The organism is Agromyces solani (genome assembly GCF_058349925.1).
In genome coordinates, this window is the sequence record NZ_JBYRER010000002.1 from 95637 (window position 1) to 119293 (window position 23657).

Sequence of the window (23657 nt, forward strand, 5' to 3'; positions counted from 1 at the left end):
GGGAGGCTCAGGCTACCGGCCGCTGCGCCCGCATGACGACGGGCGTTCCCCTGAGCGACGCGGCGGTTCATCATTGACCCATGTGGGACTCGATGTTCTCGTTCGACCTCTCCGTGTGGGAGAAGCTGCTGCGCACGATCGTGCTGTACGCGTTTCTGGTCGTCGCGCTGCGATTGAGCGGCAAGCGGCTCATGGCGCAGCTCACGACCTTCGACTTCATCGTGCTGCTGCTCGTCTCGAACGCCGTGCAGAACGGCCTGATCGGCGACGACGTCAGCGTGACCGGGGCGATCATCGGCGCGGCGGCGCTGTTCCTCCTGAACGGGGCGATCGCCTACCTGTTCTTCCGAAGTCGGCGGGCGCAAGAGGTGGTGTCGGGCAACTCCTCGGTGCTCGTGCGCGACGGCGTGATCGACGAAAAGGCGCTCCGCCGCGAGCGCTTCACGCAGTCCGACCTCATGATCGCGCTGCAGGATGCCGGCGTGACCGACGTCACCGACGTGCGGAAGGCCGAGCTCGAGCCCAACGGCCAACTGCTCGTCAGCCGGCTCGACGACGACGACCCGTCGACGGCCGAGCTGCTCGCGGTGCTGAAGGACGTGCAGGGCAAGCTCGACCGGCTGCTGGCCGAGCGCCCTCCGCAGCACTGACCACGGCGACCGGCATGACGCTCGGCCGAGTCGGGCGTCCGAACCCGCTGCCGCTACGCGTCGTCGCCGAAGAACTCGCGCCGCAGGTACTTCGGAGCCTGGACGCGCCACGCCTCGGTCACGAGCTCGGCGAGATGGTCGACGTCGATGCGCGCCATGCGGAATGCGACCTTCGGCTCGCCCCAGCGGGTCGTGGTGCCGAGGAAGACCTCGGGCCCCATCTCGCGAAGCGCCAGCGCGTCGACGGGGTCGGCGACCTTCACGCCGACGACGAGCTCGGAGGCGATGATCTCGCGCACGTCGTCGGGAATGCTCGGCCACGGGTGGCACTCCCACGCGTACAGCTTGCCGCGCACGAACCAGGCGGCGCCGCCGGTCGTCGCCCGCTCCTCGCTGCCGGGCAGCCGGGTCGCGGTGCGGCGGACATCGTCGAGGTCGGGCACGATGCGAGCCTAGGCCGGGCATCCGACAGCGAGGCCGAGCGCTCACTCCATCGCGGGTGCCGGCACCTCCCCGGTGTACGCCGCATACGTCCGATCGGCCGCACCCTTCGCGACCTCGGCCGCGACCCCGTCGCGCTCGTGCGCCTCCGCCCACGCGTCAGCCGAGCGACGCATGAACGCCTTGCCCTCGTCGGAGGCGACCCAGGCCGGGGCCTCCTCGGGCGAGATGCCGTCTTCGCCGCCCGAGAAGTGCAGCGCGAGGCCGAGCAGCCCCTGGTCCCATCCGATGCCGGTCGCCGACGGGCCGAACTGCTCCCACATGCCGTCGGGCAGACTCGCCGCGGTGGCGACGTTCTCGAGTTCGAGGCGTGTGTGCGAGGCATCCACCTCGGTCAGGCGCACCCGAACGATCGCGGGTTCGCCGACCCCCATGCCCCAAGTGACCTCATAGCCGGCCGCGCCGTCGCGCGGCGGTGCGCAGGTGCGGATCTCGCCGCCCGCGTTGCCCTCCAGCTGGTAGTGCCCGCCGAGGCGCAGGTCGCCCGAGACCGGCAGGAACCAGCGCGGGATGCGCTCGACGCTCGTCACCGCGTCCCACACGTCGTCGATGGGGGAGGGGTAGGTCTGCGCGAGCTGCTGCACGTAGGCGAGCGCGCCGTCGACCTCCTTCGTCTCGATGCTGCGTGTGACGGCGTCGAGCTGGGCGTTCACGTCAACCATGTCGATACTCCTTCGTTCAGTCGTCGTCCGAATCGGTGCCGGCCTCGTCCTCAGGCCGATCCGGTGCGGATGCCGCGGCCGAGGCATCTCCACCCCGTTGCGGTTCGGCCGCCTTGCGCTGCGCGAGCCGGCCGCGCGCGAGCTCGGTGCCGAGGGCGTCGAGCTTCGGCTGCCAGAACCGCCGGAAGCCGTCGAACCAGGCGTCGGCCTGCGCGAGCGGCGCGGGGTCGACGGCGTAGAGCCGACGTGCCCCATCGGGGCGCACGGTCACGAACCCCGACTCCCGGAGCACGCGCAGGTGCTGCGAGACCGCCGGCTGCGAGATGCCGAACTCGGCCTGGATGACCCCGCCGACCTCGCCGGCGGGCGACTCGCCGTCGGCGATCAGTTCGAGGATGCGCCGGCGAACCGGATCACCGAGGACGTCGAGCGCGTGCATGACCTCATATTTGCATCACGACTTATATAAGTCAACAGTTAATTGCCTCGACGTGGTCTGGAGCGACCATGACCGACGAGATCGACCGGATCCGCGACGCGATCGTCGCCGACCCCGAGAACGCGCAGTTCACCGCGCTCGGCTGGCAACCCGTCTTCGCCGCCGCACCCGAGTCGCGCGTCCTGCTCATCGGCCAGGCGCCGGGGCGGCGCGCGCAGGAGTCGGGCATCCCGTGGAACGACGCGAGCGGCGACACCCTGACTCGCTGGCTCGGCGTCGACCGCGAGACCTTCCACGACCCGAGCGCATTCGCGATCGTGCCGATGGACTTCTACTTCCCCGGCAAGGCCGCCTCGGGCGACCTGCCGCCGCGGCGAGGGGTCGCGGCCAGGTGGCACCCGCCGCTCCTCGAGCAACTCGTGAACCTGCGACTGACGGTGCTCGTCGGCGCGCACGCCCAGCGGGCCTACCTGCCCGACCGGCAGCCGACGCTGACCGAGACCGTGCGGCACTGGCGCGACTACCTGCCCGCGACGTTCCCGGTCGTCCACCCGTCGCCGCGCAACATCGCCTGGCAGCAGCGCAACCCGTGGTTCGAGGAGGAGACCGTCCCCGCGCTTCGAGCGGCCGTGGCTGCCGCGCTGGCCGCGTGAACGGTGCTGCGGCACCGGCCGACCCCCGTATCCTGAGCGGGGATGAACGATGAGGGGCACATGTGAACATCACCCTGCTGGTCCGGTTCGTCGCCGTTGCCGAGGAGTTGCACTTTCCGCGGGCGGCTGAGGCCCTCGGCATCCCGCTGCCCTCGCTCTACTCCTCGATCGAGAAGCTCGAGCACGAGGTCGGTTCGCCGCTCTTCGCACGCGACGGCGGCAGAACCCGCCTGACCAAGGCCGGAACCCTCCTGCTCGGGACGGCGCGGGAGGAGATCGCCGCGGCGCCTCCGCCGGCCGAGAAGCCCGTCGTGCCGGCCGGCGGCAAGGCCAAGGCGTCGAAGGGCAAGGGCCGCGCCCCGGTGGTGAAGGGGAAGCCGAAGCCGTACAAGAAGCGCCAGGGTCGCTAGTCCGCGGCCGGCTCTCGGGGCGGGTTGTGCATGAACTCGAGGCGGATGCCGTTCTCGTCCTCGATGAACGACGCGTAGTAGCGGTCGTTGAAGCGCGGGTAGGGCTTCGGCTCGCGAACCGCCGTCCAGCCGGCGTCCATGGCGACCGCGTGCAGCCGGTCGACCTCGGCGCGCGAGTCGACGGCGAAGGCGAGGTGCTGCCAGCCGACCCGGCCGTGGCGGTGCGGGCCGCTGCCGGCCTCGCGGGCGGGGAAGAGGATCAGCTCGTCCTCGCCGCGGTACCAGGCGACGCTGCTCTCCGCGTCCTGCCGCGTGCAGCCGAGCGCCTGCATCACCGGGTCGAACTGCGCGGTGGAACGGGCCAGGTCGTCGACGGAGATGCCGATGTGATCGAAGAGCGCCATCGGAACATCGTATGGGCCGTCGCCCGCCCCGGCGTACGCCGGCGATGGGGAGTGCTGCCCATTCTGCCGACCTCCCGAGTCGTGGTCTGATCGGTGCACGCGCAGTTGCGCCGAGCAGACCGGGTGCCGTCGAGGTGCCCGCCGAAACGAACGGGGAGTACGCAGATGATCAAGAAGCTCAGGAAGGGCATCGCCGGGGGCGCGGTCGCGCTCGCGATCGCGGGGCTCTGCGCCGTCGCGCCGGCGACCGCGGCGAACGCGTACAGCGGAACGTCGGGCAAGGGGTGCACCGCGTACGTGTACTCGCGCGGCGGCTACTCGACCTGCGTCGGGCAGATCCAGCGCATGCTGAACGGCGTCCAGTCCGCGTACGGGCTGGGCAGTGCGCTCGCCGTCGACAACTCGTTCGGCCCCGCCACCGAGTCGCAGGTCCGCAAGTTCCAGAGCTGGGTCTACATCACCTCCGACGGCATCGTCGGGCGCAACACCTGGAACACGCTCTGCTCGTATGCGGGCCAGGTCAACTTCGCGTACGCGAGCTCGAGCGCGGCCAAGCGCACCGCCTGGCAGGCCGCGTACGACGCCGGCTGCTACGTCGAGAAGCCGGCCTCGGGCTCGCCGGGTTACGTCACGATCTCGAAGTACTGATCGAGAGCGAAGGGCCGGATGCCTCGGGCATCCGGCCCTTCGTCGTCTCCCACCCGTTCGGGGGGAGGCTTGGACCTCGTGCACAATCGCCGGCCACTTCAGCCAAGGATTCCTCAGCTTTCGCGCCAAGATTTGCGCGCCCGAGCCGCGAGAGGACTACAACTTCCTCAACCGAACACGGTCGCGTCGAACCCGGGGGAGGGGTCTCATGCGTTGGGTATGGTTCAGGATGATCGTCGCCTGCATCGCGAGCTCGGGCGTCATCGCCGGGCTCCTGGTCAACATCGACCGCGCGATGCGCACGGGTGAGGATCGCAGTGACGTGCTGGCGAACTACTTCAGCCTCTTCACGATCGTGTCGTCGATCCTCAGCATCGTCGTGCTCACGATCGCGGCGCGATGGACGATGCGGCACCCCGGCCGATCGCCGGAGCCGATCGGGATCGCCCTCGCGATCGCGGCGGTCACCGGGCCCGTCATCCTCCTGGGCATCGTGTTCAACGTGCTGCTGCGGGGCGATCCCGCTCCGATCGCCGCCACCGACCCCGGCTGGGTCGCGTTCATGGACCAGTGGGCCACCGAGACGCTGCACGTGGTCCTGCCGATCGCCTTCGTGATCGACCTGCTGTTCGCCAGCCGGCGCCGTGCCCTTCCATGGTGGTCGCTCGCGGTCATCGTCAGCTACCCCTTGGGATGGGCGGCCTACACGATGGTCCGCGGTGAACGCGTCGCCAACCCCGACGGCAGCACGGCCTGGTGGTATCCCTACGGGTTCCTCGACCCGCACGTCGCCGGGTACGGCTCGGCGTTCGGGTACATCGCCGGCATCCTCGTCGCGTTCGTCGTGCTCGGCGTCGCCATCATCGGCATCGGCCGGGCTCGAGAGCGGCACGCCTGACGGGAGTCGGCACGTGCTCGACACCGCCTCCCTCCACCTTCCCGCACCGCCGACCGCGCGGCGGGTTCGCCGGACGGGGTTCGCATCGTACTGGCGGGCGAAGCTCTGGGGCCTGATCCTCTCGCTCGTCACCGACGGGGTCACGACGATCCCCGGTACGGCCGACCCGGTCCCGCTCGCGGGGAGACCTCCGCTTCCGGCCGGGCCGCTGATCGTCATCGCCAACCACTCCTCGCACGCCGACACGGCCGTCCTCCTCGCGACGCTCGGCCGGTCACGACCGGTCACATTCGTCGCCGCGGCCGACTACTGGTTCGGCAGGCTGCGGAACAAGCTCGTCGCGAAATGGCTGGTCGGCATCTGGCCGATCCGGCGTGATCGCCGGGGGATGACGGATCTGCTCGCCGCCGCCCCGGCCGTCGCCGCGGGAATCGTCATCGTGGTGTTCCCGGAGGGCAGTCGCCGTCGCACGCCGAGGCTCGCCGGATTCAAGCGCGGCGCGTTCGAGCTCGCGGCAGCCGCGGGCGCGAACGTCCTGCCCGTCGGCCTGGTCGGCACCGGCGACCTGCTTCCTGCGGAACGACGGCTCATCCGTCGCCGGCCGGTGGAGGTGCGATGGGGCGAACCGTTCGCCGTCGCCGCCGGGCACGCCGAGGAAGCCGCCGCAGCCGCGTTCGGCGTCATCGACGAGCTCATCGGGGAGCCCGCCCACCAGCGCCCCGGCCGGACCTGGGCCCGCGTTCGCCGCATGGCGTTCGCCGCATCGGGGCTGGCCCTCGTCACCGCGTGGGCGTACGCGGAAGGCATCGTCTGGCCGCTGGTCGCGGAGCTGCCGCTGCTGCTGCTCGTCTGCACGGTCGGGCGGTCCTGGCGCGGCCCGATCATGATCGGGGCGACCGCGATCGCCTCCGCCGCCGGCATCCTCACCACATGGTGGCTGGTCTCGCACGGCGTGCCCGTTCCGACCCCGTTGACCACGCCCCGGATGCACGCGGCGGCCGCCGTCCAGCTCGCGGCCGACCCGCCGAGCGCGTTCGCGAACCAGATGTTCAACGGCATCCCGGTGAAGGTCTACGCCCACGGCGCGGGGTTGCTCCGAATGGACTTCTTCGACGTCGTCGCCGCGATGCTCCCTCGGCTTGGTCGCATCGCGGTCGTCGGCGCGATCGGCTGGGTCGTCGGCGGGCTGTTCTCCCGGTACCTGAAGCCCTGCCTCGGTGCCGTGCAGGCCGTGTGCCTCGCGCTGTTCCCGCTCGGGCTCGGCCTCGTCATCCGGTGGTGGTCGTGACGCGCGGCCTGTACGCGGCGAAGCCGTGGTTCACCCGGCGCCTCGAGCCCATCGTCGGAGCCGCGGTCGCCCGCGGATGGTCGCCCGATGCCTTCACGGCCGTCGGCGTCGCGTTCGCCGTCGCCGCAGCCGGGGGCCTCCTGGTCGGATGGTGGCCGCTCGTCCTCATCGGACTCGTCGGGAGACTCGCCGGTGCGAATCTCGATGGCGCCGTCGCCCGGGCCAGGGGCGTGAGCCGCCCGTTCGGGTTCGTCCTCAACGAGATCGGCGACCGCCTCTCGGACCTGCTGCCGCTGGCCGCCCTCTCCGTCCTCGCCTGGCGGTCCGGCTCCGCACCCGCGCTCGCGGCGGCACTCGTGGCGATGACCGCAGCGGCGTGGCCCACGTTCGTCTCACTGGCCGCGGCGGCCGCCGGGGCGCCGCGCTTCAACGGCGGGCCGTTCGGGAAGACCGAACGCACCCTCACGGTGTTCCTCATGTCGGTCGCGTTCGCCTGGTTCCCCGTCGACGCGGTGGTCGGCGTCGGCTCGGTCGTGATCATCGTCGGTTCGACGGCGACCGCAGCGACCCGCGTCCGAGCGGCGCGGCGCAGCCTCCGATCGGTCGACGCATGACCTGGCTCGGGCTGAGCGTTCCTGCGACCGTCGGGCTCATCGTGCTCGTGGCCACCGCGCCGCTCGTCCTGATCTTCGGCAACTCGACCATCCGCAGCCGATGGCTGACGTGGGCGGTCATCGGGGTGATCGTCGGCGCGGCGGAGGCGATCGGCGTCGCCGGAGCCGTCCTCGTGGCCATCGCGGTCAGCGTGGTGTGCATCGTGGAGTACGTGAGGCTGGCGGGTCTCCGAACCGCCGATCTCGGGGTGCTGATCGCCGCCGGGGTGTGCGCCCCGGTGCTGGCGGCGGTGAACCCGGCAGCGGTCGGCGTGTGGCTGCCGTTCGCGCTGCTGGCCGCCACGGTGCTTCCCGTGCTCGGTCGAGATCCCGAGGCCGCCCTTCCTCGCGCCACCGCCGCGGCGTTCGGGATGCTGTGGCTCGTGTGGGCGCCGGCGCAACTGGTGATCATCCACGAGGAGCTGACGCTGTTGATCCTGACCGTCGCGATCACCGACGTCGCCGGCTGGGCGGTCGGCAAGAGCCTCGGACGACTGCCCGGGGCGCGCCTGCGCCCGTTCGCGGTGTCGCCGAACAAGACCGTCGCCGGGCTGCTGGGAGGGGCGTTCGCCGCGGCGGCCGTGCTGACCGTCACCCGGGAGTTCAGCTGGGTGCTGCTGCTCGCCGCGGCGATCGGCGCCCCGCTCGGCGACATCATCGCCTCGATGGTGAAACGGCACGCCGGAGTGAAGGACGCCGGTGCCTGGCTCCCGGGGTTCGGAGGGCTGCTGGACCGTGCCGACTCTCTGCTCGTGGTGGCACCGCTCTTCGCGGCCGCCGCGGCGTAGCCCGCGGCGGCCGCGGGGTCCGCGCTACTCGACGAGCTTGCCGACCGTCGACACCTCGCGCATGAGCCCCGCGATCTCCTCGGGGATCGGCGGGATCGACTCGCGGGCCACCCCGGTGGCGGGCGACCACACGAGGTTGACCTGCAGCGACTCGTCGATGGACGGGTAGTCGCTGCGGTTGTGGCAGCCTCGGGTCTCGCGGCGCTCGAGCGCCGCTTCGAGCGTGGCTCGGGCTGCGAGCGCGGCCGACTTGAGGTCGAAGGCGTGCGCGAGGTCCTGGAAGCCCGCGATGTCGGGGTGCACGCCGATGTCGGTCATGCGCGCCTCGATCGCGTCGAGCTCGGCGAGACCGGTGAGCAGGCCCTCCTCGTCGCGGACGACGCCCGCATGCTCGGTCATCGTGTCGCGGATGGCGCGCTGCAGCGCCCGCACGTTCTCGGCGCCGTCCGCGGCGAGCAGGCCCGCGATCTCGTCGCGCGCGACCTGCACCGCCGCGGCCGAACGCCGCTGCGCCGGCAGTGCCGCGGAGTACGCGGCCGCGGCCTGCCCGACGATGCGCCCGAAGACGAGCAGCTCGATGAGCGAGTTGCCGCCCAGCCGGTTGGCGCCGTGCAGGCCGCTGGATGCCTCGCCGATGGCGTAGAGCCCGGGCACGTCGGTGCCGTGGTCGTCGGGACGCACCCACACGCCGCCCATCGAGTAGTGCGCGGTCGGCGCGATCTCGATCGGCTGCTTCGTGATGTCGAGCATCTGCAGCTCGAGCATGGTCTGGTACACGCGCGGCAGGCGCTGCATGATCGTCTCGCGGGGCAGGTGCGAGACATCCAGCAAGACACCGCCGTTCGGGGTGCCGCGCCCCTCCTTGATCTCGGTGTAGCAGGCGAGGGCGACGCGGTCGCGGGTCGAGAGCTCGAGGCGCTCGGGGTCGTACCTGCCCATGAACCGCTCGCCGAGGCCGTTGGTGAGGATGCCGCCCTCGCCGCGCGCGGCCTCCGAGATGAGGGTGCCCGCGGCGTTCTCGGGCTCGATGATGCCCGAGGGGTGGAACTGCACGAGCTCGGGGTCGCGCACGCGGCCGCCCGCCTCGACGGCGAGCCGCCACGAGTCGCCCGTGTTCTCGTCGCGCCGCGACGAGGTGCGCCGCCAGATGCGGTTGTGGCCGCCCGCGGCGAGGATGACCGCGTCGGCGTGGATGAGGTATCGGGCGCCGGTCTCGAGGTCGAAGCCGTATGCGCCGAACACCGCTCCGTCGTCGTTCACGAGGATGCGCGTGACGTAGACGGTGTCGAGGATCGGTACCTCGAGCTGCATCGCGCGGTTCACGAGCGTGCGCTGGATCTCGAGGCCCGTGTAGTCGCCCGCGAACGCGGTGCGGCGGTAGGTGTGCGCGCCGAAGAAGCGCTGCGAGATGCGGCCGTCGGCCTCGCGGGCGAACGGCATTCCGTAGCGTTCGAGATCCTGGATGCCTCGTGCCGCGCCCTTGGTGACGGTCTCGACCGTGCGCGGGTCGGCGAGCAGGTAGCTCTCCTTGAGCGTGTCGGCGGCGTGCTGCTGCCAGCTGTCGTCGGCGTCCATCGTGGCGAGGGCGGCGTTGATGCCGCCGGCGGCGAGCGAGGTGTGGGCGTCGGACTTGGGGCGCTTGCCGAGCGCGAGCACGTCGACGCCGGCCTCGGCGAGTTCGATCGCCGCGCGCAGGCCCGAGCCGCCCGTGCCGATCACGAGCACGGTCGTGGAGATCTGGCGTTCGGTGGTGGTCGTGGGGGTGGTCATGGCAGCCACGGTAGGCGCGTGCGTCGGATTACTCCAATGCATATGAGTAGTCATGACGATGCACGTAGAGTATGAACGTGAACCTCGAGCAGCTGCAGGGCTTCGTCACCGTCGCGCGATTCGGCAACTTCACGCGGGCCGCCGAAGAGCTCTACCTCGCGCAGCCCACGCTCAGCCGGCAGATCGCCGCGCTCGAGCACGACCTCGGCGCCGAGCTGTTCCGCCGGGCCCGCGGCGGGTCGACCCTCACGCCGGCGGGGGAGTCGCTGCTGCCGCTCGCGCGGCGCATGCTCGCCGACGCCGAGTCGGTGCGCCGCGAGCTCGCCGAGCTCGCCGGGCTCGAGCGCGGCCGTGTGCGGCTGGGGGCGACGCCGACGCTCTGCATCAGCCTCGTCGCCGAGGTCCTCAGCGCGTTCCACGCCGACCATCCCGGCATCGAACTGCACCTCTCCGAGCAGGGGTCGCGGCGATTGCTCGACGAACTCGTGAGCGGCGAGCTCGACCTCGCGCTGATCACCACCTCCGATGCGCCGGCGGACTCCGGGCGCTTCGTCGTGAGCTCCTTGCTCGTCGAGGAGCTCGTGGTGATCTCCTCGGCCGGGATGCCTCCGGTCACGACCGGCGAGGCGATCGCGCTCGCCGACGTCGCGGCGCTGCCGCAGATCGTGTTCAGCTCGACCTACGACCTGCGCAGCACGACCGACGCCGCGTTCGCGGCCGCGGGACTCGTGCCCGAGGTCGTCCTCGAGGGCGCGGAGATGGATGCCGTGCTGCGGTTCGTCGAACGCGGCCTCGGCGTGGCGATCGTGCCGGCGCTCGTGCTCGTCGATCGGCCGGGGCTGCGCTCGGTGCGGCTCGAGTCGCCCACCCTCTCGCGCACGATCAGCCTCGCGCGCCCGGTCGACGTCGAGCCGACCGCGGCGGTCGAGGTCATGCAACGCACGATCGCCGCCACCGCGCAGGGCTTCGCCGCACGGGCTGGTGCGACGATGCGGCTCGCCGCGCCGCACCCCTGACCGAAGCGCCCCGGGAGAACGACGATGCGCCCGCCCCGGAAGGGCGGGCGCATCGTCGTGCGGTCGTGTCGCGTCAGACGCGAGCCCCGCGGGCCGCAGCGTCGCCGAGGGCGGCGGCGTCGAGCGCGAAGAGGTCGCGCGAGCCGGCGGTCGCCGCACCGACGAGTCCGGCCGCCTGCGGCAGCAGCTGCTCGGCGTAGAAGCGCGCGAGCGGCAGCTGGGTCTCGGCGATGCCGTCGGCGTCGAGGCCGCGGGCGGCGAGCGCCGACTTCGCGAGGAGCCAGCCGCCGACGACGAGGCCCCAGATGCGCTGGTAGGGCGACGAGCCCGAGAGCACGGCGTTCGGGTCGGTGGCGCCGGTGCGCAGCATCCACGCGGTCGTCTGCTCGAGCGTGTCGAGCTGCTCGCCCAGGTGCGAGCGGATCGAGCCGAACTCCTCGCCTGCCGCGGCCAGCTCGGCGTCGAGCTCGCGCATGGTCGCGATGAACTCGAGCGCGGAGGCGCCGTCGCGCACCGGGAGCTTGCGGCCCACGAGGTCGGCGGCCTGGATGCCGTTCGTGCCCTCGTAGATGGCCGCGATGCGCACGTCGCGGTAGTGCTGCGCCGCGCCGGTCTCCTCGATGAAGCCCATGCCGCCGTGGATCTGCAGCGCGAGCGAGGTGAGCTCGTTGCCGAGGTCGGTGCCGAACGACTTGCAGATCGGGGTGAGCAGGCCCACGATCTCGTTGGCGCGCGCCCGCACCGCGGGGTCGGGGTTGTGGGTCGACTGGTCGACGTAGGTCGCGTTGAGCAGCATCATGCGGCGCATCGCGGCGATATATGCCTTCTGGGTCATGAGCATGCGGCGCACGTCGGGGAAGTCGATGATGGGGGAGTCCTGGGTGGCGCCGAGCGCGCGGCCCTGGACGCGCTCCTGCGCGTAGTCGAGCGACTGCTGGTAGGCGCGCTCGGCGACGGCGAGGCCCTGCGTGCCGACCGAGAGGCGGGCGCTGTTCATCATGACGAACATGATGCGCATGCCGATGTTCTCCTCGCCGACGAGGTAGCCGGTCGCATCCTCGTACGAGAGCACGCAGGTGGGCGAACCGTGGATGCCCATCTTGTGCTCGACGCCGACGGTGTGCACGCCGTTGCGCTCGCCGAGCGAGCCGTCCTCGTTCACGAGGAACTTCGGCACGATGAAGATCGAGATGCCCTTCGTGCCGGCCGGGGCGTCGGGCGTGCGGGCGAGCACGAGGTGCACGATCTGCTCGCTGAGGTCGTGGTCGCCGAAGGTGATGAAGATCTTCTGGCCGGTGATGGCGTACGTGCCGTCCTCGCGCTTGACCGCCTTGGTCGTGAGCGCCCCGACGTCGGAGCCGGCGTGCGGCTCGGTGAGGTTCATGGTGCCGGCCCACTCGCCCGAGACCATCTTCGGCAGCCACTGCTGCTTCTGCTCGTCGCTGCCGTAGTGCAGCAGCGCCTCGATCGCGCCCTGCGTCAGCAGCGGAGCGAGCGAGAACGCCATGTTCGCGGTCATCATGAGCTCCTGGACCGCGAGGCCGACGGTGCGCGGGAAGTTGCCGCCGCCGTACTCCTCGGGCAGCGGCACCGAGCCCCAGCCCGCGTCGACGTACGCCGAGTACGCCTCCTTGAAGCCCGTCGCGGTGGTCACGGTGCCGTCGGGGTTCAGCGTCGAACCCTCGAGGTCGCCCGCGCGGTTGGTGGGGGCCACCACCTCGCCCATGAAGCTGCCGACCTCGTCGAGGATCTCGGAGACCGTCTCCAGGTCGGCGTGCTCGAATCCGGGCAGCTGCGCGACGGCGTCGTAGTCGACGACGTGCTCGAGGGCGAAGGCGATGTCTGCAACAGGGGGTCGGAATCCGCTCATGCCCGCAGCGTAACCCCGGCGCGGCGCGTGAGGGCCGGGAACTGTGGGGGTTCCACGAGGCATCCACGGCTCGTCTCGGCCCACTTTGGCGGTACGCCACAAAAGAGTGCCATTCTCAAGCAAGCAAGTGCTTGGTTAGGATGGAGCGACTCGTGCACAAGGGAGCGGAATGAAGATCGTCGTCCTGGTCAAGGAGGTCCCCGACACGTACGGGGATCGCAAGCTGAACCTGCAGACCGGCCTCGCCGACCGCGGGGCGAGCGATACGGTGCTCGACGAGATCGGCGAGCGCGCGCTCGAGGTGGCGCTCGCGTACGCCGATGCGAACGCCGGCACCGAGGTGGTCGTGCTGTCGATGTCGCCCGAGTCGGCGGCGGCGACCGTGCGCAAGGGCCTCGCGATGGGGGCCTCGTCCGCGGTGCAGGTCGTCGACGAGGCGCTCGTGGGCGCCGACCTCGGTCTCACCGCAGAGGTGCTCGCGGCCGCGCTGCAGCGCATCGGCTACGACCTCGTGATCGCCGGCAACGAGTCGACCGACGGGTCGGGCGGCGTGGTGCCCGCGATGGTCGCCGAGCTCCTCGACGTGCCGAACGCGACGAGCCTGAACTCGGTCGAGATCGCCGACGGCGAGGTGCGCGGCGAGCGGGCGAGCGACCACGGCACCATGCAGGTCACGGCCGAGCTGCCCGCGGTCATCTCGATCACCGAGGCGCTGCCCGATGCGCGGTTCCCGAACTTCAAGGGCATCATGGCCGCCAAGAAGAAGCCGTTCGAGACCCTGTCGCTCGCCGACCTCGGCGTCGACGCCGAGACCACCGAGGCGTCGCGCTCGATCATGATCTCGCTCGGCGAGAAGCCCCCGCGCACCGCGGGCACCAAGATCGTCGACGAGGGCGACGCCGGTGAGCGCCTCGCCGAGTACCTCGTCCAGAACCGGCTCGCGTAAGGAATCGACGATGACTGACTTCAAGGCCGACTCGATCCTCGTCCTCCTCGACCTGACCCCGTCGGGCGAGCTCGCCAAGAGCGCCGCCGGCCTCCTCGGCGCCGCCGCCGGCGTCGGCACGCCGGTCGCCCTGATCGTCGGCGCCGGTGCCGGTGAGCAGGCCGCGACGGATGCCTCCGCGCTCGGCGCGACCCACGTGCTCGTCGCGGAGCCCGCCGAGGCCGGCACCCGGCTCACGGTGCCGGGCGCCGACGCGCTCGCCGCCGCAGCCGAGCTCGTGCGACCCGACGCCGTGCTCGTCTCGAACTCGATCGAGGGACGCGAGATCGCCGCGCGCTACGCCGCCCGCACGCGCTCGGGCCTCGCGGTCGACGCCGTCGCGGTCTCGCGCGACGCCGAGGGCGTCGTCGCGCACCACTCGGTCTACGGCGGCGCGTACAACGTCGACTCCGCGGTGACGTGGGGTGCGCCGGTGATCACGGTGCGCGAGGGCTCGATCGACGCCCGCGCCGAGGCGCAGCCCGCCTCGACCGAGCGGCTCGCGGTCGAGGCATCCGGGCGCCGTGCCGCGGCCATCGGCAGCGTCGAGGAGGCCGTCGTCACGTCGTCGCGCCCCGAGCTGCGCGGTGCGGCGAAGGTCGTCTCGGGCGGTCGCGGCCTCGGGTCTGAGGAGCAGTTCGCGCTCGTCGAGCAGCTCGCCGACGTGCTCGGCGCCGCGGTCGGCGCCTCGCGCGCGGCCGTCGACGCGGGCTACGTGCCCCAGTCGTACCAGGTCGGCCAGACCGGCGTCTCGGTCTCGCCGCAGCTCTACATCGCGCTCGGCATCTCGGGGGCGATCCAGCACCGGGCCGGCATGCAGACGGCGAAGACGATCGTCGCGATCAACAAGGACGCGGACGCCCCGATCTTCGAGATCGCCGACTTCGGCGTCGTGGGCGACCTGTTCACAGTTGTGCCGCAACTGATCGCCTCGCTCGAGGCGCGGAAGGCGTAGCACCCGATGGCGACGTACGGGCGGATGACGCGGCAGGGCCTGCCTCGCGTCGCAGGCGGCGAACCGTGGCCTCCGGCGGTCGAGGTCGCGCAGGCGATCGTTGCTCCCGCGATCGCGGCGGCGAGCGAGCCCGCGCCGGCGGCTTCCGTCGCCGAGCCGACGCCTGCGGCTCCCACGACTGCGGCGGCGCCGCGCGCGGTGGCGGCGGAGCCGGCGATCGCCGCAGCGGCGCCCGCGTCGCGGTCGGTGCGCCGCGGCCTTCCTCGCGTCCCCGGCGGTGAGCCGTGGCCCCCGGCCTCGGCGGCACCGTCGCCCGCAGCGCCCGCAGCGGTGATCGCCGCGACGGTGACGGAGACCGAGGCGGACGTCGTCGCCGCACCCGCAGCCACCGCACCCGAGGCGGCGAAGGCCGGCCTCGCCGCCGACGTGCGAGCCGGGTCTGCGGCCGCGACCGGCGGTGCCGCGCTGCGCCGCGGTCTTCCCCGTACGCCCGACGGCGAACCGTGGCCTCCCGCCGGAACGGCGCCGGCGCGACCGGAGCGCCGGGTCGAGACGGTCGAGCCCGTCGTCGCGGCCCCGGCCGCGGAGGCGCCGGCGCCTGCCGTCGCGCCCGCTCCGCCCGTCGCGGCACCGGCCCCGGTGCCGCCGCCCGCCGCCGCATCCGCACCCCGGCGCGCCCCGGTGGCGCCGGCCCGACGAGCGGCGTTCGCCGAGGCATCCACCCCGCCGGTCGCAGCACCGTGGCCCAAGCTGTACGGGCCGTTCTCGCGTGCCGAGTGGGCGGCCCTGCTCGTCGTCGGCGGGTTCGGCCTGCTGCTGGCCGGCACCGGCGTGGTCGTGGTCGTCAACTGGCTGCTGGCCACGGCGCCGATGCAGGAGTTCCTCGCGACCTACCCCGGCGAGTACCACCTGCCCGAGTCGGCGCCCGTCGGCATCCCGGCCTGGCTCGGCTGGCAGCACTTCTTCAACGTGTTCCTGATCGTGCTCATCATCCGGTCGGGCCTGCAGGTGCGCACCCAGAAGCGGCCGACCGCGTTCTGGTCGCCGCGCTGGAACGCGAAGCGCAAGATAAGCCTCTCGCTCTGGTTCCACCAGTCGCTCGACATCCTGTGGCTCGTCAACGGCCTCGTGTTCGTCGTGCTGCTCTTCGCGACCGGCCAGTGGATGCGGATCGTGCCGACGAGCTGGGAGGTCTTCCCGAACGCGATCTCCGCACTGCTGCAGTACCTCTCGCTCGACTGGCCGACCGAGAACGGCTGGGTGAACTACAACAGCCTGCAGCAGATCGCCTACTTCCTCACCGTCTTCGTCGCGGCGCCGCTCGCGGCGATCACGGGCGTGCGCATGTCGGGGATCTGGCCGAAGAACGCGAAGACCCTGAACCGCATCTACCCCGTCGAGTGGGCGCGCGCCGTGCACTTCCCGGTGATGCTCTACTTCGTGGCCTTCATCGTCGTGCACGTCGGGCTCGTCTTCGCGACCGGGGCGCTGCGCAACCTCAACCACATGTACGCGAGCCGGGACGTGGTGAGCTGGGTCGGCTTCTGGATCTTCGTCGTCTCGCTCGTCGTGATCGCGGTGGCCTGGATCACGGCGCGACCGCTCGTGCTGGCGCCCATCGCGCGCCTGTTCGGCAAGGTCTCAGGGCGCTGACGTGGGCGACGGTTCCGGGCGGCGCGATGAGATCATCGCGATCGCGACGAGGCTGATCGCCTCGCGAGGGTACTCGTCGACGACGGTGCGCGACATCGCCGACGAGGCGGGCATCCTCTCGGGCAGCCTGTACCACCACTTCTCCTCGAAGGAGGCGGTGCTGCAGGAGATCCTGCGCACGTTCATGGGCGACACGCTCGCGCACTTCGAACGCATCGCCGCGGGCGAGGGGAGCTACCGCGAGCACCTCGACCAGCTCATCGAGCACGCGTTCCTCACGATCGAGGAGCGCCCCGACGAGGTGCGCATCTACCAGAACGAGACCGGGTTCCTGATGACCCAGCCCGGCTTCGAGTTCCTCGTCGACGGCGCCGCGCGCATCGAGGAGCTCTGGCTCGGGCAGATCACCGCGGGCCAGGCCGACGGCGTGTTCCGCGACTCGGTCGACCCGCGGCTCGCGTTCCGGTTCATCCGCGACGCGGTCTGGTCGACGGTGTTCTGGTACCGCCCCGGCGGCAGCCACACCGCCGCGAGCGTCAGCGCGAACTACCTCGAGCTGCTGCACGCCGGGCTGCTCGCGGACTGAGCCGACCGCTCAGCGGCCGCCGAGCAGCCGCCGGGCGACGATCACGCGCATGATCTCGTTCGTGCCCTCGAGGATCTGGTGCACCCGCAGGTCGCGGACGACGCGCTCGAGGCCGAACTCCGAGAGGTAGCCGTAGCCGCCGTGGAGCTGCAGCGCGCCGTTCGCCACCTCGAACGCCGCATCGGTCGCGAACCGCTTCGCCATCGCGCACCTCGCGGTCGCGTCGGGCGCGCCGTCGTCGATCGCCGAGGCGGCGTCGCGGACCATCAGGCGCGCGGCATGCAGTTCGGTCGCGAGGTCGGCGAGGGTGAACTGCACCGACTGGTGCTCGGCGAGCGGGCGGCCGAAGGTCTCTCGATCGCGCACATGCCGGAGCGCGCGGTCGAGCGCCCACTGAGCCCCGCCGAGGGAGCATGCGGCGATGTTCACGCGGCCGCCGTCGAGCCCCGACAGCGCGATCGCGAAGCCGTCGCCCTCGCCCCCGAGCCGGTGGTCGACCGGCACGCGCACGTCGTCGAGGACGACCTGGCGGGTGGGCTGGGCGCGCCAGCCCATCTTGCGCTCGTCGGGCCCGAACGACAGGCCGGATGCCTCGGCCGGAACGACGATCGCGCTGATGCCGCGCGGCCCCGGCTCACCGGTGCGGGCGAAGACGAGGTAGACGGCCGACGCGCCGGCGCCGGAGATGAACTGCTTCACCCCGTTCAGCACGTACTCGTCGCCGTCTCGTCGCGCGGAGGTGATGATCGCCGCCGCGTCGGAACCCGCCGACGGCTCGGTGAGGCAGTAGCTGCCGCGATCGAGGAGCGAGGTCAGGCCGGGCAGCCACCGCTCGCGCTGCACGTCGTCGCCGTAGCGGTCGATCATCCACGCGACCATGTTGTGGATCGACAGGTAGGCCGCGATCGCCGTGTCGCCCTTGGCGAGCTCCTCGAAGACGAGCGTCGCGGTCAGCCGATCGAGCGCCGATCCGCCGACATCCTCGCCGACGTAGATGCCGCCGAGGCCGAGCCGACCGGCGTGCTCGAGGGCCTCGATCGGGAAGTGCTTCTTCTCGTCGCGTTCGTTCGCGAACGGCGCCAGCTCGGCCGCCGTGAACTCGCGCACGGCGTCGACGATCGCGAGCTGATCTTCGCTCAGTGCCTCCGCCATGCCCCGCCAGCCCTTCTTCGTGCCGCCGAGGCCGAGCCTAGTCCGGAATGCCGCGCGCGCCGGTGACGAACCCGTGACGAGGGATGCCGCGAGGCATCCCCCTCGTCGTACGCGGCACGGCCGCGGGTCAGCGCTCGTCGTCGAAGGCGTCGCGCGAGGCCAGGATGTCGTCGCGATGGTCGGCCGCCCAGCGCGCGAGTGCGATGACCGGTTCGGACAGCGAACGCCCGAGGGGCGTGGCGGCGTACTCGACGCGGGGCGGGATCTCGGGGTAGCTCGTTCGCGTGACGAGGCCGTCGCGCTCGAGGCTGCGAAGGGTCTGCGTGAGCATGCGGTGCGAGATGCCGTCGATCTTGCGCTGGAGCTCGGTGAAGCGGAGCGGGCCGTCGTGCAGCACGCCGATGACGAGCATGCTCCACTTGTCGCCGACGCGCGCGAGGATCTCGCGGATGATGCCGCTCGCGGGATTGTCGACGCTGCACGCGTCGGTGCCCTCGTGGCCGACCGGGCCGTCGAGGTCGGCGACGCGCAGGCGCGCGGTCTCGTTCGGCATCGCTGGGCTCCCCTCGGATCGTTCGGGCCTCATTCCCGATCGTGCGGCACGTACTCACCGTAACCGACTCGCTCGCCGCGTCGGGCTCCTCCGCCTGTGGATGAATTCGTGCAGCCGGCTCGCGAGGCGCGTACCGTTGAAGGACGGGTCGTCGACTCGCGACGACCGACCCGGCGGGCACCCGCGAACCAACGCCCGAACGGAGCGAACCACCTGATGTCCTGGAGCGACGATTCCGACGTCGACGACCGCGACGAGTACCGGCCGCCGCGTGAACGGGCGACCGGGTGGCGGCTCGTGCGGCGCATCGCCCTCACCGCCGGGCTCGTCGTCGGGGGCGTCGCCGGCGTCGTCGCGCTCGTATTCGGCGTCGTCGCCGCGGTCAACGTGATGGGCACGGCGGCGAATCCGGACGGCTTCGCCGCCCCGGCCGCGTACGGCACGAGGGTGGAACTGCCGCCGGTCTCGTCCGACCTCGACCCCGAGGCCGGGGAGCCGGTCGCGAGTGGGGGAGAGTCGCTCGAGGAGCCGACCGGTCTCACGGGATCCGAGGTCGTGCCGCTGCCGACGGTCGACCGGGAGTGGATCTCGCGCACCGCGGACGCCACGGGCGTCCCCGAACGAGCGCTCGCGGCCTATGCGGCCGCCCACGTCGTGCTGGCCGACGAGGCGCCCGAGTGCGGGGTCGACTGGACGACGCTCGCCGCGATCGGCGACATCGAATCGGATCACGGCCGTCACGGGGCGAGCTCGCTCGATGCGAGCGGGTACGCCGAGCCCCCGATCATCGGCCCCGCGCTCGACGGCGAGGACTTCGCCGAGATCCGTGACACGGACGGCGGCCGGCTCGACGGCGACACCGAATGGGATCGCGCGGTCGGCCCGATGCAGTTCATTCCGACGACCTGGGAGAAGTGGGCGAGCGACGGCAACGGCGACGACGTCGCCGACCCGCACCAGATCGACGACGCCGCCCTGACGACCGCGCGGTACCTGTGCCATTCCGGGCCGATGACCGACCCCGAGGGCTGGCGCGCCGCGGTGTTCTCGTACAACCACGACAACGACTACGTCGACGAGGTCGCGATCCGCGCGACCGAGCTCGCGGAGGCGGCGGGAGCGGCCGAGTAGGTCAGGGCGCGAGGAGCTCGACGATCGCCCCGTGTACGGCCTCGAAGCGTTCGCCGCCGAGCCGGTGCGCGTAGGCGGCCTCGATCTCGCCGACGATGCGGAGGCAGTCGGCGAGGGCACGCTCGCCCTTGGGAGTCGCGACGATGAGCCGGGCCCGCCGGTCGGCCGGATCGGGTCGACGGGAGAGGTACCCGCCCTGTTCGAGGTCGTCGACCAGTTCGCCCATCGCCTGCGGCGTCATGCCCGACTGCGAGGCCAGCTGCGTCAGGCGGAGCCCGGTGCGGTCGAGCGCGCCGAGCAGCGCCGAGTGGCGGACCCGCAGGTCGGGGTAGCCGGCCTGCGTCAGCCGCTCGAAGACCTCGGACTCGAACTCCTTCGCCAGGCGGGCAGCGAGCATCCCGAGGGGGAGCGCCGGCGAGTGGGCCATGGATCAACGGTAGCCGAGTCGCGGATATTCAAGTAGCCTGTAGATCAGGCTACCTGAATAAATGTGGAGGAGACGACATGATCACCGCCGGAACCGCGATGCCCGACCTCGAACTGCAGCAGAGCTCGGGCGAACCGATGCGACTGCTCGACCGCAACGGCGGACGGGGGCTGCTCGTCTTCTTCATGAGGACGACGACGTGCCCGATCTGCAATGCGCACGTACGCGACCTGGTCGGTCGGGCCGACGAGTTCGCCGCGCGCGGCATCGAGGTGCTCATCGCCGTGCCCGAGGGGCGCGAGGCGGCGGCGGCCTGGCGGGAGCGGCGCCGGGTGCCGTACACCGTCGTCACCGGGGCGACCGGGACGGCGCACGAGGCGGTCGGCCTCACCAGGCGCGTCTTCGGTTCGATGCAGCAGTCGGGCACGGTGCTCGTCGACGGCGACGGCATCGTGCGGTACTCGCAGGCGTCGACCCTGCCGACCGGAAGCTACGACCGGCGCGCGATCATGACGGCGATCGACGAGCTCGCCCCGGTCGGCCGCGGCTGAGAGCGGCTGGGCGCGGCGTGATGCGCGCCCCGGCCGCTCACGTTCCGCTCGCGAAGGCCTCGAGCGGCCAGCCGGTGTAGGCCTCGGCGAGGTAGCGCCGGCCGGCCTCCGACTCCACGACGGTGCGCAGCTCGCCGACCTGCCGCAGCCGGTCGAAGTCGGTCGCGCCGGGGGCGGTGTGCAGCAGGCTCGTCATCCACCACGAGAAGTGCTGAGCCTTCCAGATGCGGTGGAGGGCCAGCTCGGGGTAGGCCTCCAGCCCGCGCGCGTCGCCCGCGTTCAGCAGGGCGTCGAGCGCCCGCGCGAGCAGCAGGACGTCGGCGACGGCGAGGTTCATGCCCTTCGCCCCGGTGGGCGGCACGGTGTGCGCGGCGTCGCCGACGAGGGCGACCCGGCCGTTGAGCAGGCGGTGCGCGACGAAGCTGCGGAACCGCAGCACGTCGCGCTGGAAGATCGGACCCTGGTTGAGGGTCGTGCCGGGGACCCGCTGCTGCAGCTCGTGCCACAGCTCGGCCTCGCTGAAGGCGGCGGGGTCGGTGTCTGGCTCGCACTGGAAGTACATGCGCTGCACGGTCGAGGAGCGCTGGCTGATGAGCGCGAAGCCGTCGGGCGAGTTGCTGTAGATGAGCTCATCGGCGCTCGGCGGGGCCTCGCAGAGCACGCCGAACCAGGCGAACGGGTACTCGCGGAAGTGGCCGCCGGTCGGTGAACCCGTGACGGCTTCGCGCGCGACGCTGCGCGAGCCGTCGGCGCCGACGACGAAGTCGGCCTCGATCACGAGCGGTGCACCGTCGGCGTCGTTCGCGACGATCCGCGGGCGGTCGCCCGTCGGGTCCTCCACTCGCAGGGCGGTGACCCCGAACCGCAGGTCCTGCCCGGCGGCGAGGCGTGTGGCGATGAGGTCCTTCAGCACCTCGTGCTGCGGGTACAGCCACACCGCGCGTCCGACGAGGGCGGCGAAGTCGATGCGGTGGCCCTCGCCCGCGAACCGCAGCTCGATGCCATCGTGCCGGTGGCCGACGGTGCGCGCGCGCGAGGCGACACCGCTGGCGTCGAGCAGTTCGACGGTGCCCTGCTCGAGGATGCCGGCGCGGATCGTCGTCTCGATCTCGTCGCGCGGGCGCTGGTCGATCACGATCGACTCGATGCCGGCGTTCGCCAGCAACTGCGACAGCAGCAGCCCGGCGGGGCCGCCGCCGATGATCGCGACTCGGGTGCGGGCGGTGTTCGTCATGTGGGGTGTCTCCTTCGACCGGAACGGTTGATTCTCGGCCCGTCACGACGCGGAGCCTGCACCGATTCCCGTTGAACGGGATAGTTTCGCCGTCTGGGTCGCTATCCGCGCGCGCCGAGCGCGCGCTCGATGTCGCGGGCGGCCCGTCGCAGCTCGACGATCGCGTACTCGGTCTCGGCGTCGCGCGGGAGCACGACCGAGAGCGCGGCGACGACCGAGTTCGTCTCGTCGCGCACGGGCACGGCGAGGCCCGTCGACACGTCCTCGATGTAGCCCGGCGCGACGGCGACCCCGAGTCGGCGGATCTCGGCGAGTTTGCGCCGGAGGGCCGACGGGTCGACGATCGTCGATCGGGTGATGGGGGTGAGCGGGCCGGCGAGCACCTGCTCCTGCAGTGCGGGGTCGGCGTGGGCGAGCAGCACGAGCCCCGACGACGACGCGTGGAGCGGCAGGCGGCCCGCGATCCGGGTGACGTTCGATCCGGAGGCCGGCGCGCTCAGCCGCTCGAGGAAGAGCGCCTCGCCCTGCTCGAGGATCGCGAGCTGCGTGTGTTCGCGCACGCGCTGCTGCACGCGTTCCATGAACGGCAGGGCTGCCTGGCGGAGGCGCAGCGCCTGCGAGGAGCGGGTCGCGAGCTCCCACAGCCGCATGCCGACACGCACCCGCTTGTCGTCGTCGCGCTCGAGCAGCCCGCTCTCGACGAGCTCGCCGACGATGCGGTGCGCGGTCGAGCTCGGCAGCCCGGTGCGGCGGGCGATGTCGGCGGTCGACTGGGCCGTGCGGGTGGGGGTGAACGTCTCGAGGATGCGCACGAGACGGTCGGTCATCGAGTCACCGGAGGTCGAGTTCGCCATGGGGCGAGCATGGCACGATTCCGATTCGATTCCCATTCAACGGGATGCATCGTTCGCGAGCCGTGCGAGCGGCGGAGCATTGGCGTACGCGTCATCCCGGCGTCGAAGGAGAGCCATGTCCGAACGCACCGTCGTAGCGCCCGAGTCGCTGCTGGCCTCGCCCGACCAGGCCGCGCAGTCGACGATCACCGCCGAGATCCTCGAGCGGCACGCCGAGTACGAGAGCCGGACACTCGCGGGTGAGCGGCTGCCGCTCACGATGCACGACTTCCCGCCGTATCGCTCGAGCCTGTTGCGCCACCCCACGAAGAACCCGAAGCTCGTCGATCCCGAGACGATCGAGCTGCGTTCGCCGGCGTTCGGCCAGCGCGACGTCGCGGCGATCGAGGCCGACCTCACCGCGCAGCACGCGGGCGAGCCGCTCGGCGAGCGAATCACGGTGCAGGGGCGCCTGCTCGACTCGTGGGGCCGGCCGGTGCCGAACCAGCTCATCGAGGTGTGGCAGGCGAACTCGGCCGGGCGGTACATCCACCAGCGCGACCAGCACCCCGCACCGCTCGACCCGAACTTCACGGGTGCGGGCCGCGCGGTCACCGACGCCAACGGCGAGTACCGGTTCACGACGATCAAGCCCGGGCCGTACCCGTGGAAGAACCACGCGAACGCCTGGCGGCCCGCGCACATCCACTTCTCGGTCTTCGGCTCCTCGTTCACGCAGCGGCTCGTCACGCAGATGTACTTCCCCGGTGACCCGCTGTTCGCGCTCGACCCGATCTACAACAGCATCCCGCTGCAGCACGACCGCGACCGCCTGGTCGGCGTCTACGACCACGAACTGACCTCGCCCGAGTGGGCGACGGGGTACCGCTTCGACATCGTCGTGGACGGTGCCGACGCGACCTGGTTCGAGCCCGAGGAGGCGTGAG

27 protein-coding genes are annotated in these 23657 nt (G+C 71.7%); 16 read left to right on the top strand and 11 right to left on the bottom strand.

Annotation, left to right across the window (positions count from 1 at the left end; genetic code table 11):
* The first annotated feature begins 80 nt into the window (after positions 1-80).
* Positions 81-650 (top strand): DUF421 domain-containing protein, encoded by a 570-nt coding sequence (locus AC3RJ7_RS08160; protein ID WP_491455331.1) that lies wholly within the window; start codon positions 81-83, stop codon positions 648-650.
* Between the two features lie 53 nt (positions 651-703).
* Here the strand turns inward: AC3RJ7_RS08160 and AC3RJ7_RS08165 are convergent, their stop codons facing one another.
* The 3 genes from AC3RJ7_RS08165 to AC3RJ7_RS08175 are packed head-to-tail and all read right to left on the bottom strand — an operon-like array spanning position 704 to position 2252.
* Positions 704-1093 (bottom strand): MmcQ/YjbR family DNA-binding protein, encoded by a 390-nt coding sequence (locus AC3RJ7_RS08165; RefSeq protein ID WP_491455332.1) that lies wholly within the window; start codon positions 1091-1093, stop codon positions 704-706.
* A 42-nt stretch (positions 1094-1135) separates the two neighbouring features.
* Positions 1136-1813: an SRPBCC domain-containing protein gene (locus tag AC3RJ7_RS08170; RefSeq protein ID WP_491455333.1), complete on the bottom strand. Its 678-nt coding sequence runs from the start codon at positions 1811-1813 to the stop codon at positions 1136-1138.
* Between the two features lie 16 nt (positions 1814-1829).
* Positions 1830-2252 (bottom strand): ArsR/SmtB family transcription factor, encoded by a 423-nt coding sequence (locus tag AC3RJ7_RS08175; protein WP_491455334.1) that lies wholly within the window; start codon positions 2250-2252, stop codon positions 1830-1832.
* Positions 2253-2320: 68 nt separating this feature from the next.
* Here AC3RJ7_RS08175 and AC3RJ7_RS08180 point away from each other — a divergent pair, with 68 nt between their 5' ends.
* Together AC3RJ7_RS08180 and AC3RJ7_RS08185 are read left to right on the top strand one after the other, a co-directional pair.
* A complete protein-coding gene (locus tag AC3RJ7_RS08180; RefSeq protein WP_491455335.1) occupies positions 2321-2905 on the top strand; it encodes a uracil-DNA glycosylase family protein in 585 nt (194 codons plus the stop codon).
* 62 nt (positions 2906-2967) lie between these two features.
* Entirely contained in the window at positions 2968-3315 is a 348-nt protein-coding gene (locus tag AC3RJ7_RS08185) for a LysR family transcriptional regulator (RefSeq protein WP_491455336.1), read from the top strand.
* Here the strand turns inward: AC3RJ7_RS08185 and AC3RJ7_RS08190 are convergent.
* Complete coding sequence (locus AC3RJ7_RS08190) at positions 3312-3719, bottom strand: VOC family protein (RefSeq protein ID WP_491455337.1); 408 nt, start codon at positions 3717-3719, stop codon at positions 3312-3314. The genes AC3RJ7_RS08185 and AC3RJ7_RS08190 overlap by 4 nt on opposite strands.
* Before the next feature lie 165 nt (positions 3720-3884).
* Here AC3RJ7_RS08190 and AC3RJ7_RS08195 point away from each other — a divergent pair, with 165 nt between their 5' ends.
* From AC3RJ7_RS08195 to AC3RJ7_RS08215, 5 genes are all read left to right on the top strand, one after another.
* Complete coding sequence (locus AC3RJ7_RS08195) at positions 3885-4367, top strand: peptidoglycan-binding domain-containing protein (RefSeq protein ID WP_491455338.1); 483 nt, start codon at positions 3885-3887, stop codon at positions 4365-4367.
* 229 nt (positions 4368-4596) lie between these two features.
* Entirely contained in the window at positions 4597-5265 is a 669-nt protein-coding gene (locus tag AC3RJ7_RS08200) for a Pr6Pr family membrane protein (RefSeq protein ID WP_491455339.1), read from the top strand.
* 13 nt (positions 5266-5278) lie between these two features.
* Positions 5279-6553 (top strand): lysophospholipid acyltransferase family protein, encoded by a 1275-nt coding sequence (locus AC3RJ7_RS08205; RefSeq protein WP_491455340.1) that lies wholly within the window; start codon positions 5279-5281, stop codon positions 6551-6553.
* Positions 6550-7167 carry a CDP-alcohol phosphatidyltransferase family protein gene (locus tag AC3RJ7_RS08210; protein WP_491455341.1) on the top strand — a complete coding sequence of 206 codons (618 nt, stop codon included), beginning with the start codon at positions 6550-6552 and terminating at the stop codon, positions 7165-7167. Before AC3RJ7_RS08205 ends, AC3RJ7_RS08210 begins: the two co-directional genes overlap by 4 nt.
* Positions 7164-7994: a phosphatidate cytidylyltransferase gene (locus AC3RJ7_RS08215; RefSeq protein ID WP_491455342.1), complete on the top strand. Its 831-nt coding sequence runs from the start codon at positions 7164-7166 to the stop codon at positions 7992-7994. Before AC3RJ7_RS08210 ends, AC3RJ7_RS08215 begins: the two co-directional genes overlap by 4 nt.
* Before the next feature lie 24 nt (positions 7995-8018).
* On the opposite strand, the gene AC3RJ7_RS08220 is transcribed toward AC3RJ7_RS08215, so the two are convergent.
* A complete protein-coding gene (locus AC3RJ7_RS08220; protein WP_491455343.1) occupies positions 8019-9764 on the bottom strand; it encodes an L-aspartate oxidase in 1746 nt (581 codons plus the stop codon).
* Positions 9765-9835: 71 nt separating this feature from the next.
* On the opposite strand from AC3RJ7_RS08220, the gene AC3RJ7_RS08225 reads away from it, so the two are divergent.
* Complete coding sequence (locus AC3RJ7_RS08225; protein ID WP_491455344.1) at positions 9836-10780, top strand: LysR family transcriptional regulator; 945 nt, start codon at positions 9836-9838, stop codon at positions 10778-10780.
* A 73-nt stretch (positions 10781-10853) separates the two neighbouring features.
* Here AC3RJ7_RS08225 and AC3RJ7_RS08230 read toward each other — a convergent pair whose 3' ends face one another.
* The gene (locus tag AC3RJ7_RS08230) at positions 10854-12650 is read right to left on the bottom strand and encodes an acyl-CoA dehydrogenase family protein (protein ID WP_491455345.1); all 1797 of its coding nucleotides are present in this window, start codon (positions 12648-12650) and stop codon (positions 10854-10856) included.
* Between the two features lie 169 nt (positions 12651-12819).
* Here AC3RJ7_RS08230 and AC3RJ7_RS08235 point away from each other — a divergent pair, with 169 nt between their 5' ends.
* Genes AC3RJ7_RS08235 through AC3RJ7_RS08250 form a run of 4 tightly spaced genes read left to right on the top strand, consistent with a single transcriptional unit; the run spans position 12820 to position 16829 of the window.
* On the top strand, positions 12820-13596 hold the full coding sequence (locus AC3RJ7_RS08235; RefSeq protein ID WP_491455346.1) for an electron transfer flavoprotein subunit beta/FixA family protein: 777 nt from the start codon (positions 12820-12822) through the stop codon (positions 13594-13596).
* Between the two features lie 10 nt (positions 13597-13606).
* Positions 13607-14590 carry an electron transfer flavoprotein subunit alpha/FixB family protein gene (locus AC3RJ7_RS08240; protein WP_491455347.1) on the top strand — a complete coding sequence of 328 codons (984 nt, stop codon included), beginning with the start codon at positions 13607-13609 and terminating at the stop codon, positions 14588-14590.
* A 6-nt stretch (positions 14591-14596) separates the two neighbouring features.
* A complete protein-coding gene (locus AC3RJ7_RS08245; RefSeq protein WP_491455348.1) occupies positions 14597-16243 on the top strand; it encodes a cytochrome b/b6 domain-containing protein in 1647 nt (548 codons plus the stop codon).
* Position 16244: 1 nt separating this feature from the next.
* Positions 16245-16829, top strand: coding sequence for a TetR/AcrR family transcriptional regulator (locus tag AC3RJ7_RS08250; RefSeq protein ID WP_491455349.1), 585 nt, complete (start codon positions 16245-16247; stop codon positions 16827-16829).
* A 9-nt stretch (positions 16830-16838) separates the two neighbouring features.
* Here the strand turns inward: AC3RJ7_RS08250 and AC3RJ7_RS08255 are convergent, their stop codons facing one another.
* On the bottom strand, positions 16839-17981 hold the full coding sequence (locus tag AC3RJ7_RS08255) for an acyl-CoA dehydrogenase family protein (RefSeq protein ID WP_491455350.1): 1143 nt from the start codon (positions 17979-17981) through the stop codon (positions 16839-16841).
* A gap of 127 nt (positions 17982-18108) precedes the next feature.
* Positions 18109-18534: a winged helix-turn-helix transcriptional regulator gene (locus AC3RJ7_RS08260; RefSeq protein WP_491455351.1), complete on the bottom strand. Its 426-nt coding sequence runs from the start codon at positions 18532-18534 to the stop codon at positions 18109-18111.
* A 216-nt stretch (positions 18535-18750) separates the two neighbouring features.
* Between AC3RJ7_RS08260 and AC3RJ7_RS08265 the strand changes: the two genes are divergently transcribed.
* Positions 18751-19665, top strand: coding sequence for a lytic transglycosylase domain-containing protein (locus tag AC3RJ7_RS08265; protein WP_491455352.1), 915 nt, complete (start codon positions 18751-18753; stop codon positions 19663-19665).
* A 1-nt stretch (position 19666) separates the two neighbouring features.
* Here the strand turns inward: AC3RJ7_RS08265 and AC3RJ7_RS08270 are convergent, their stop codons facing one another.
* Positions 19667-20092: a MarR family winged helix-turn-helix transcriptional regulator gene (locus AC3RJ7_RS08270; RefSeq protein WP_491455353.1), complete on the bottom strand. Its 426-nt coding sequence runs from the start codon at positions 20090-20092 to the stop codon at positions 19667-19669.
* Positions 20093-20169: 77 nt separating this feature from the next.
* On the opposite strand from AC3RJ7_RS08270, the gene AC3RJ7_RS08275 reads away from it, so the two are divergent.
* Positions 20170-20643, top strand: coding sequence for a redoxin domain-containing protein (locus AC3RJ7_RS08275; RefSeq protein ID WP_491455354.1), 474 nt, complete (start codon positions 20170-20172; stop codon positions 20641-20643).
* Positions 20644-20680: 37 nt separating this feature from the next.
* On the opposite strand, the gene AC3RJ7_RS08280 is transcribed toward AC3RJ7_RS08275, so the two are convergent.
* Positions 20681-21877, bottom strand: coding sequence for a 4-hydroxybenzoate 3-monooxygenase (locus tag AC3RJ7_RS08280; RefSeq protein WP_491455355.1), 1197 nt, complete (start codon positions 21875-21877; stop codon positions 20681-20683).
* Between the two features lie 101 nt (positions 21878-21978).
* Positions 21979-22731: an IclR family transcriptional regulator gene (locus AC3RJ7_RS08285; RefSeq protein WP_491455356.1), complete on the bottom strand. Its 753-nt coding sequence runs from the start codon at positions 22729-22731 to the stop codon at positions 21979-21981.
* Between the two features lie 115 nt (positions 22732-22846).
* Here AC3RJ7_RS08285 and pcaH point away from each other — a divergent pair, with 115 nt between their 5' ends.
* Positions 22847-23656: a protocatechuate 3,4-dioxygenase subunit beta gene (pcaH, locus tag AC3RJ7_RS08290; protein ID WP_491455357.1), complete on the top strand. Its 810-nt coding sequence runs from the start codon at positions 22847-22849 to the stop codon at positions 23654-23656.
* Position 23657: the final 1 nt, after the last annotated feature.

Excerpts from the sequence above, each read along its gene's own strand:
- AC3RJ7_RS08160 (WP_491455331.1), top strand. The coding sequence starts at position 81 with ATGTGGGACTCGATGTTCTCGTTCGACCTCTCCGTGTGGGAGAAGCTG.
- AC3RJ7_RS08240 (WP_491455347.1), top strand. The coding sequence starts at position 13,607 with ATGACTGACTTCAAGGCCGACTCGATCCTCGTCCTCCTCGACCTGACC.
- AC3RJ7_RS08180 (WP_491455335.1), top strand. The coding sequence starts at position 2,321 with ATGACCGACGAGATCGACCGGATCCGCGACGCGATCGTCGCCGACCCC.
- AC3RJ7_RS08270 (WP_491455353.1), bottom strand. The coding sequence starts at position 20,092 with ATGGCCCACTCGCCGGCGCTCCCCCTCGGGATGCTCGCTGCCCGCCTG.
- AC3RJ7_RS08190 (WP_491455337.1), bottom strand. The coding sequence starts at position 3,719 with ATGGCGCTCTTCGATCACATCGGCATCTCCGTCGACGACCTGGCCCGT.
- AC3RJ7_RS08170 (WP_491455333.1), bottom strand. The coding sequence starts at position 1,813 with ATGGTTGACGTGAACGCCCAGCTCGACGCCGTCACACGCAGCATCGAG.
- AC3RJ7_RS08245 (WP_491455348.1), top strand. The coding sequence starts at position 14,597 with ATGGCGACGTACGGGCGGATGACGCGGCAGGGCCTGCCTCGCGTCGCA.
- pcaH (WP_491455357.1), top strand. The coding sequence starts at position 22,847 with ATGTCCGAACGCACCGTCGTAGCGCCCGAGTCGCTGCTGGCCTCGCCC.
- AC3RJ7_RS08195 (WP_491455338.1), top strand. The coding sequence starts at position 3,885 with ATGATCAAGAAGCTCAGGAAGGGCATCGCCGGGGGCGCGGTCGCGCTC.
- AC3RJ7_RS08230 (WP_491455345.1), bottom strand. The coding sequence starts at position 12,650 with ATGAGCGGATTCCGACCCCCTGTTGCAGACATCGCCTTCGCCCTCGAG.
- AC3RJ7_RS08280 (WP_491455355.1), bottom strand. The coding sequence starts at position 21,877 with ATGACGAACACCGCCCGCACCCGAGTCGCGATCATCGGCGGCGGCCCC.
- AC3RJ7_RS08265 (WP_491455352.1), top strand. The coding sequence starts at position 18,751 with ATGTCCTGGAGCGACGATTCCGACGTCGACGACCGCGACGAGTACCGG.
- AC3RJ7_RS08220 (WP_491455343.1), bottom strand. The coding sequence starts at position 9,764 with ATGACCACCCCCACGACCACCACCGAACGCCAGATCTCCACGACCGTG.
- AC3RJ7_RS08255 (WP_491455350.1), bottom strand. The coding sequence starts at position 17,981 with ATGGCGGAGGCACTGAGCGAAGATCAGCTCGCGATCGTCGACGCCGTG.
- AC3RJ7_RS08235 (WP_491455346.1), top strand. The coding sequence starts at position 12,820 with ATGAAGATCGTCGTCCTGGTCAAGGAGGTCCCCGACACGTACGGGGAT.
- AC3RJ7_RS08215 (WP_491455342.1), top strand. The coding sequence starts at position 7,164 with ATGACCTGGCTCGGGCTGAGCGTTCCTGCGACCGTCGGGCTCATCGTG.
- AC3RJ7_RS08285 (WP_491455356.1), bottom strand. The coding sequence starts at position 22,731 with ATGGCGAACTCGACCTCCGGTGACTCGATGACCGACCGTCTCGTGCGC.
- AC3RJ7_RS08200 (WP_491455339.1), top strand. The coding sequence starts at position 4,597 with ATGATCGTCGCCTGCATCGCGAGCTCGGGCGTCATCGCCGGGCTCCTG.
- AC3RJ7_RS08225 (WP_491455344.1), top strand. The coding sequence starts at position 9,836 with ATGAACGTGAACCTCGAGCAGCTGCAGGGCTTCGTCACCGTCGCGCGA.
- AC3RJ7_RS08260 (WP_491455351.1), bottom strand. The coding sequence starts at position 18,534 with ATGCCGAACGAGACCGCGCGCCTGCGCGTCGCCGACCTCGACGGCCCG.
- AC3RJ7_RS08275 (WP_491455354.1), top strand. The coding sequence starts at position 20,170 with ATGATCACCGCCGGAACCGCGATGCCCGACCTCGAACTGCAGCAGAGC.
- AC3RJ7_RS08175 (WP_491455334.1), bottom strand. The coding sequence starts at position 2,252 with ATGCACGCGCTCGACGTCCTCGGTGATCCGGTTCGCCGGCGCATCCTC.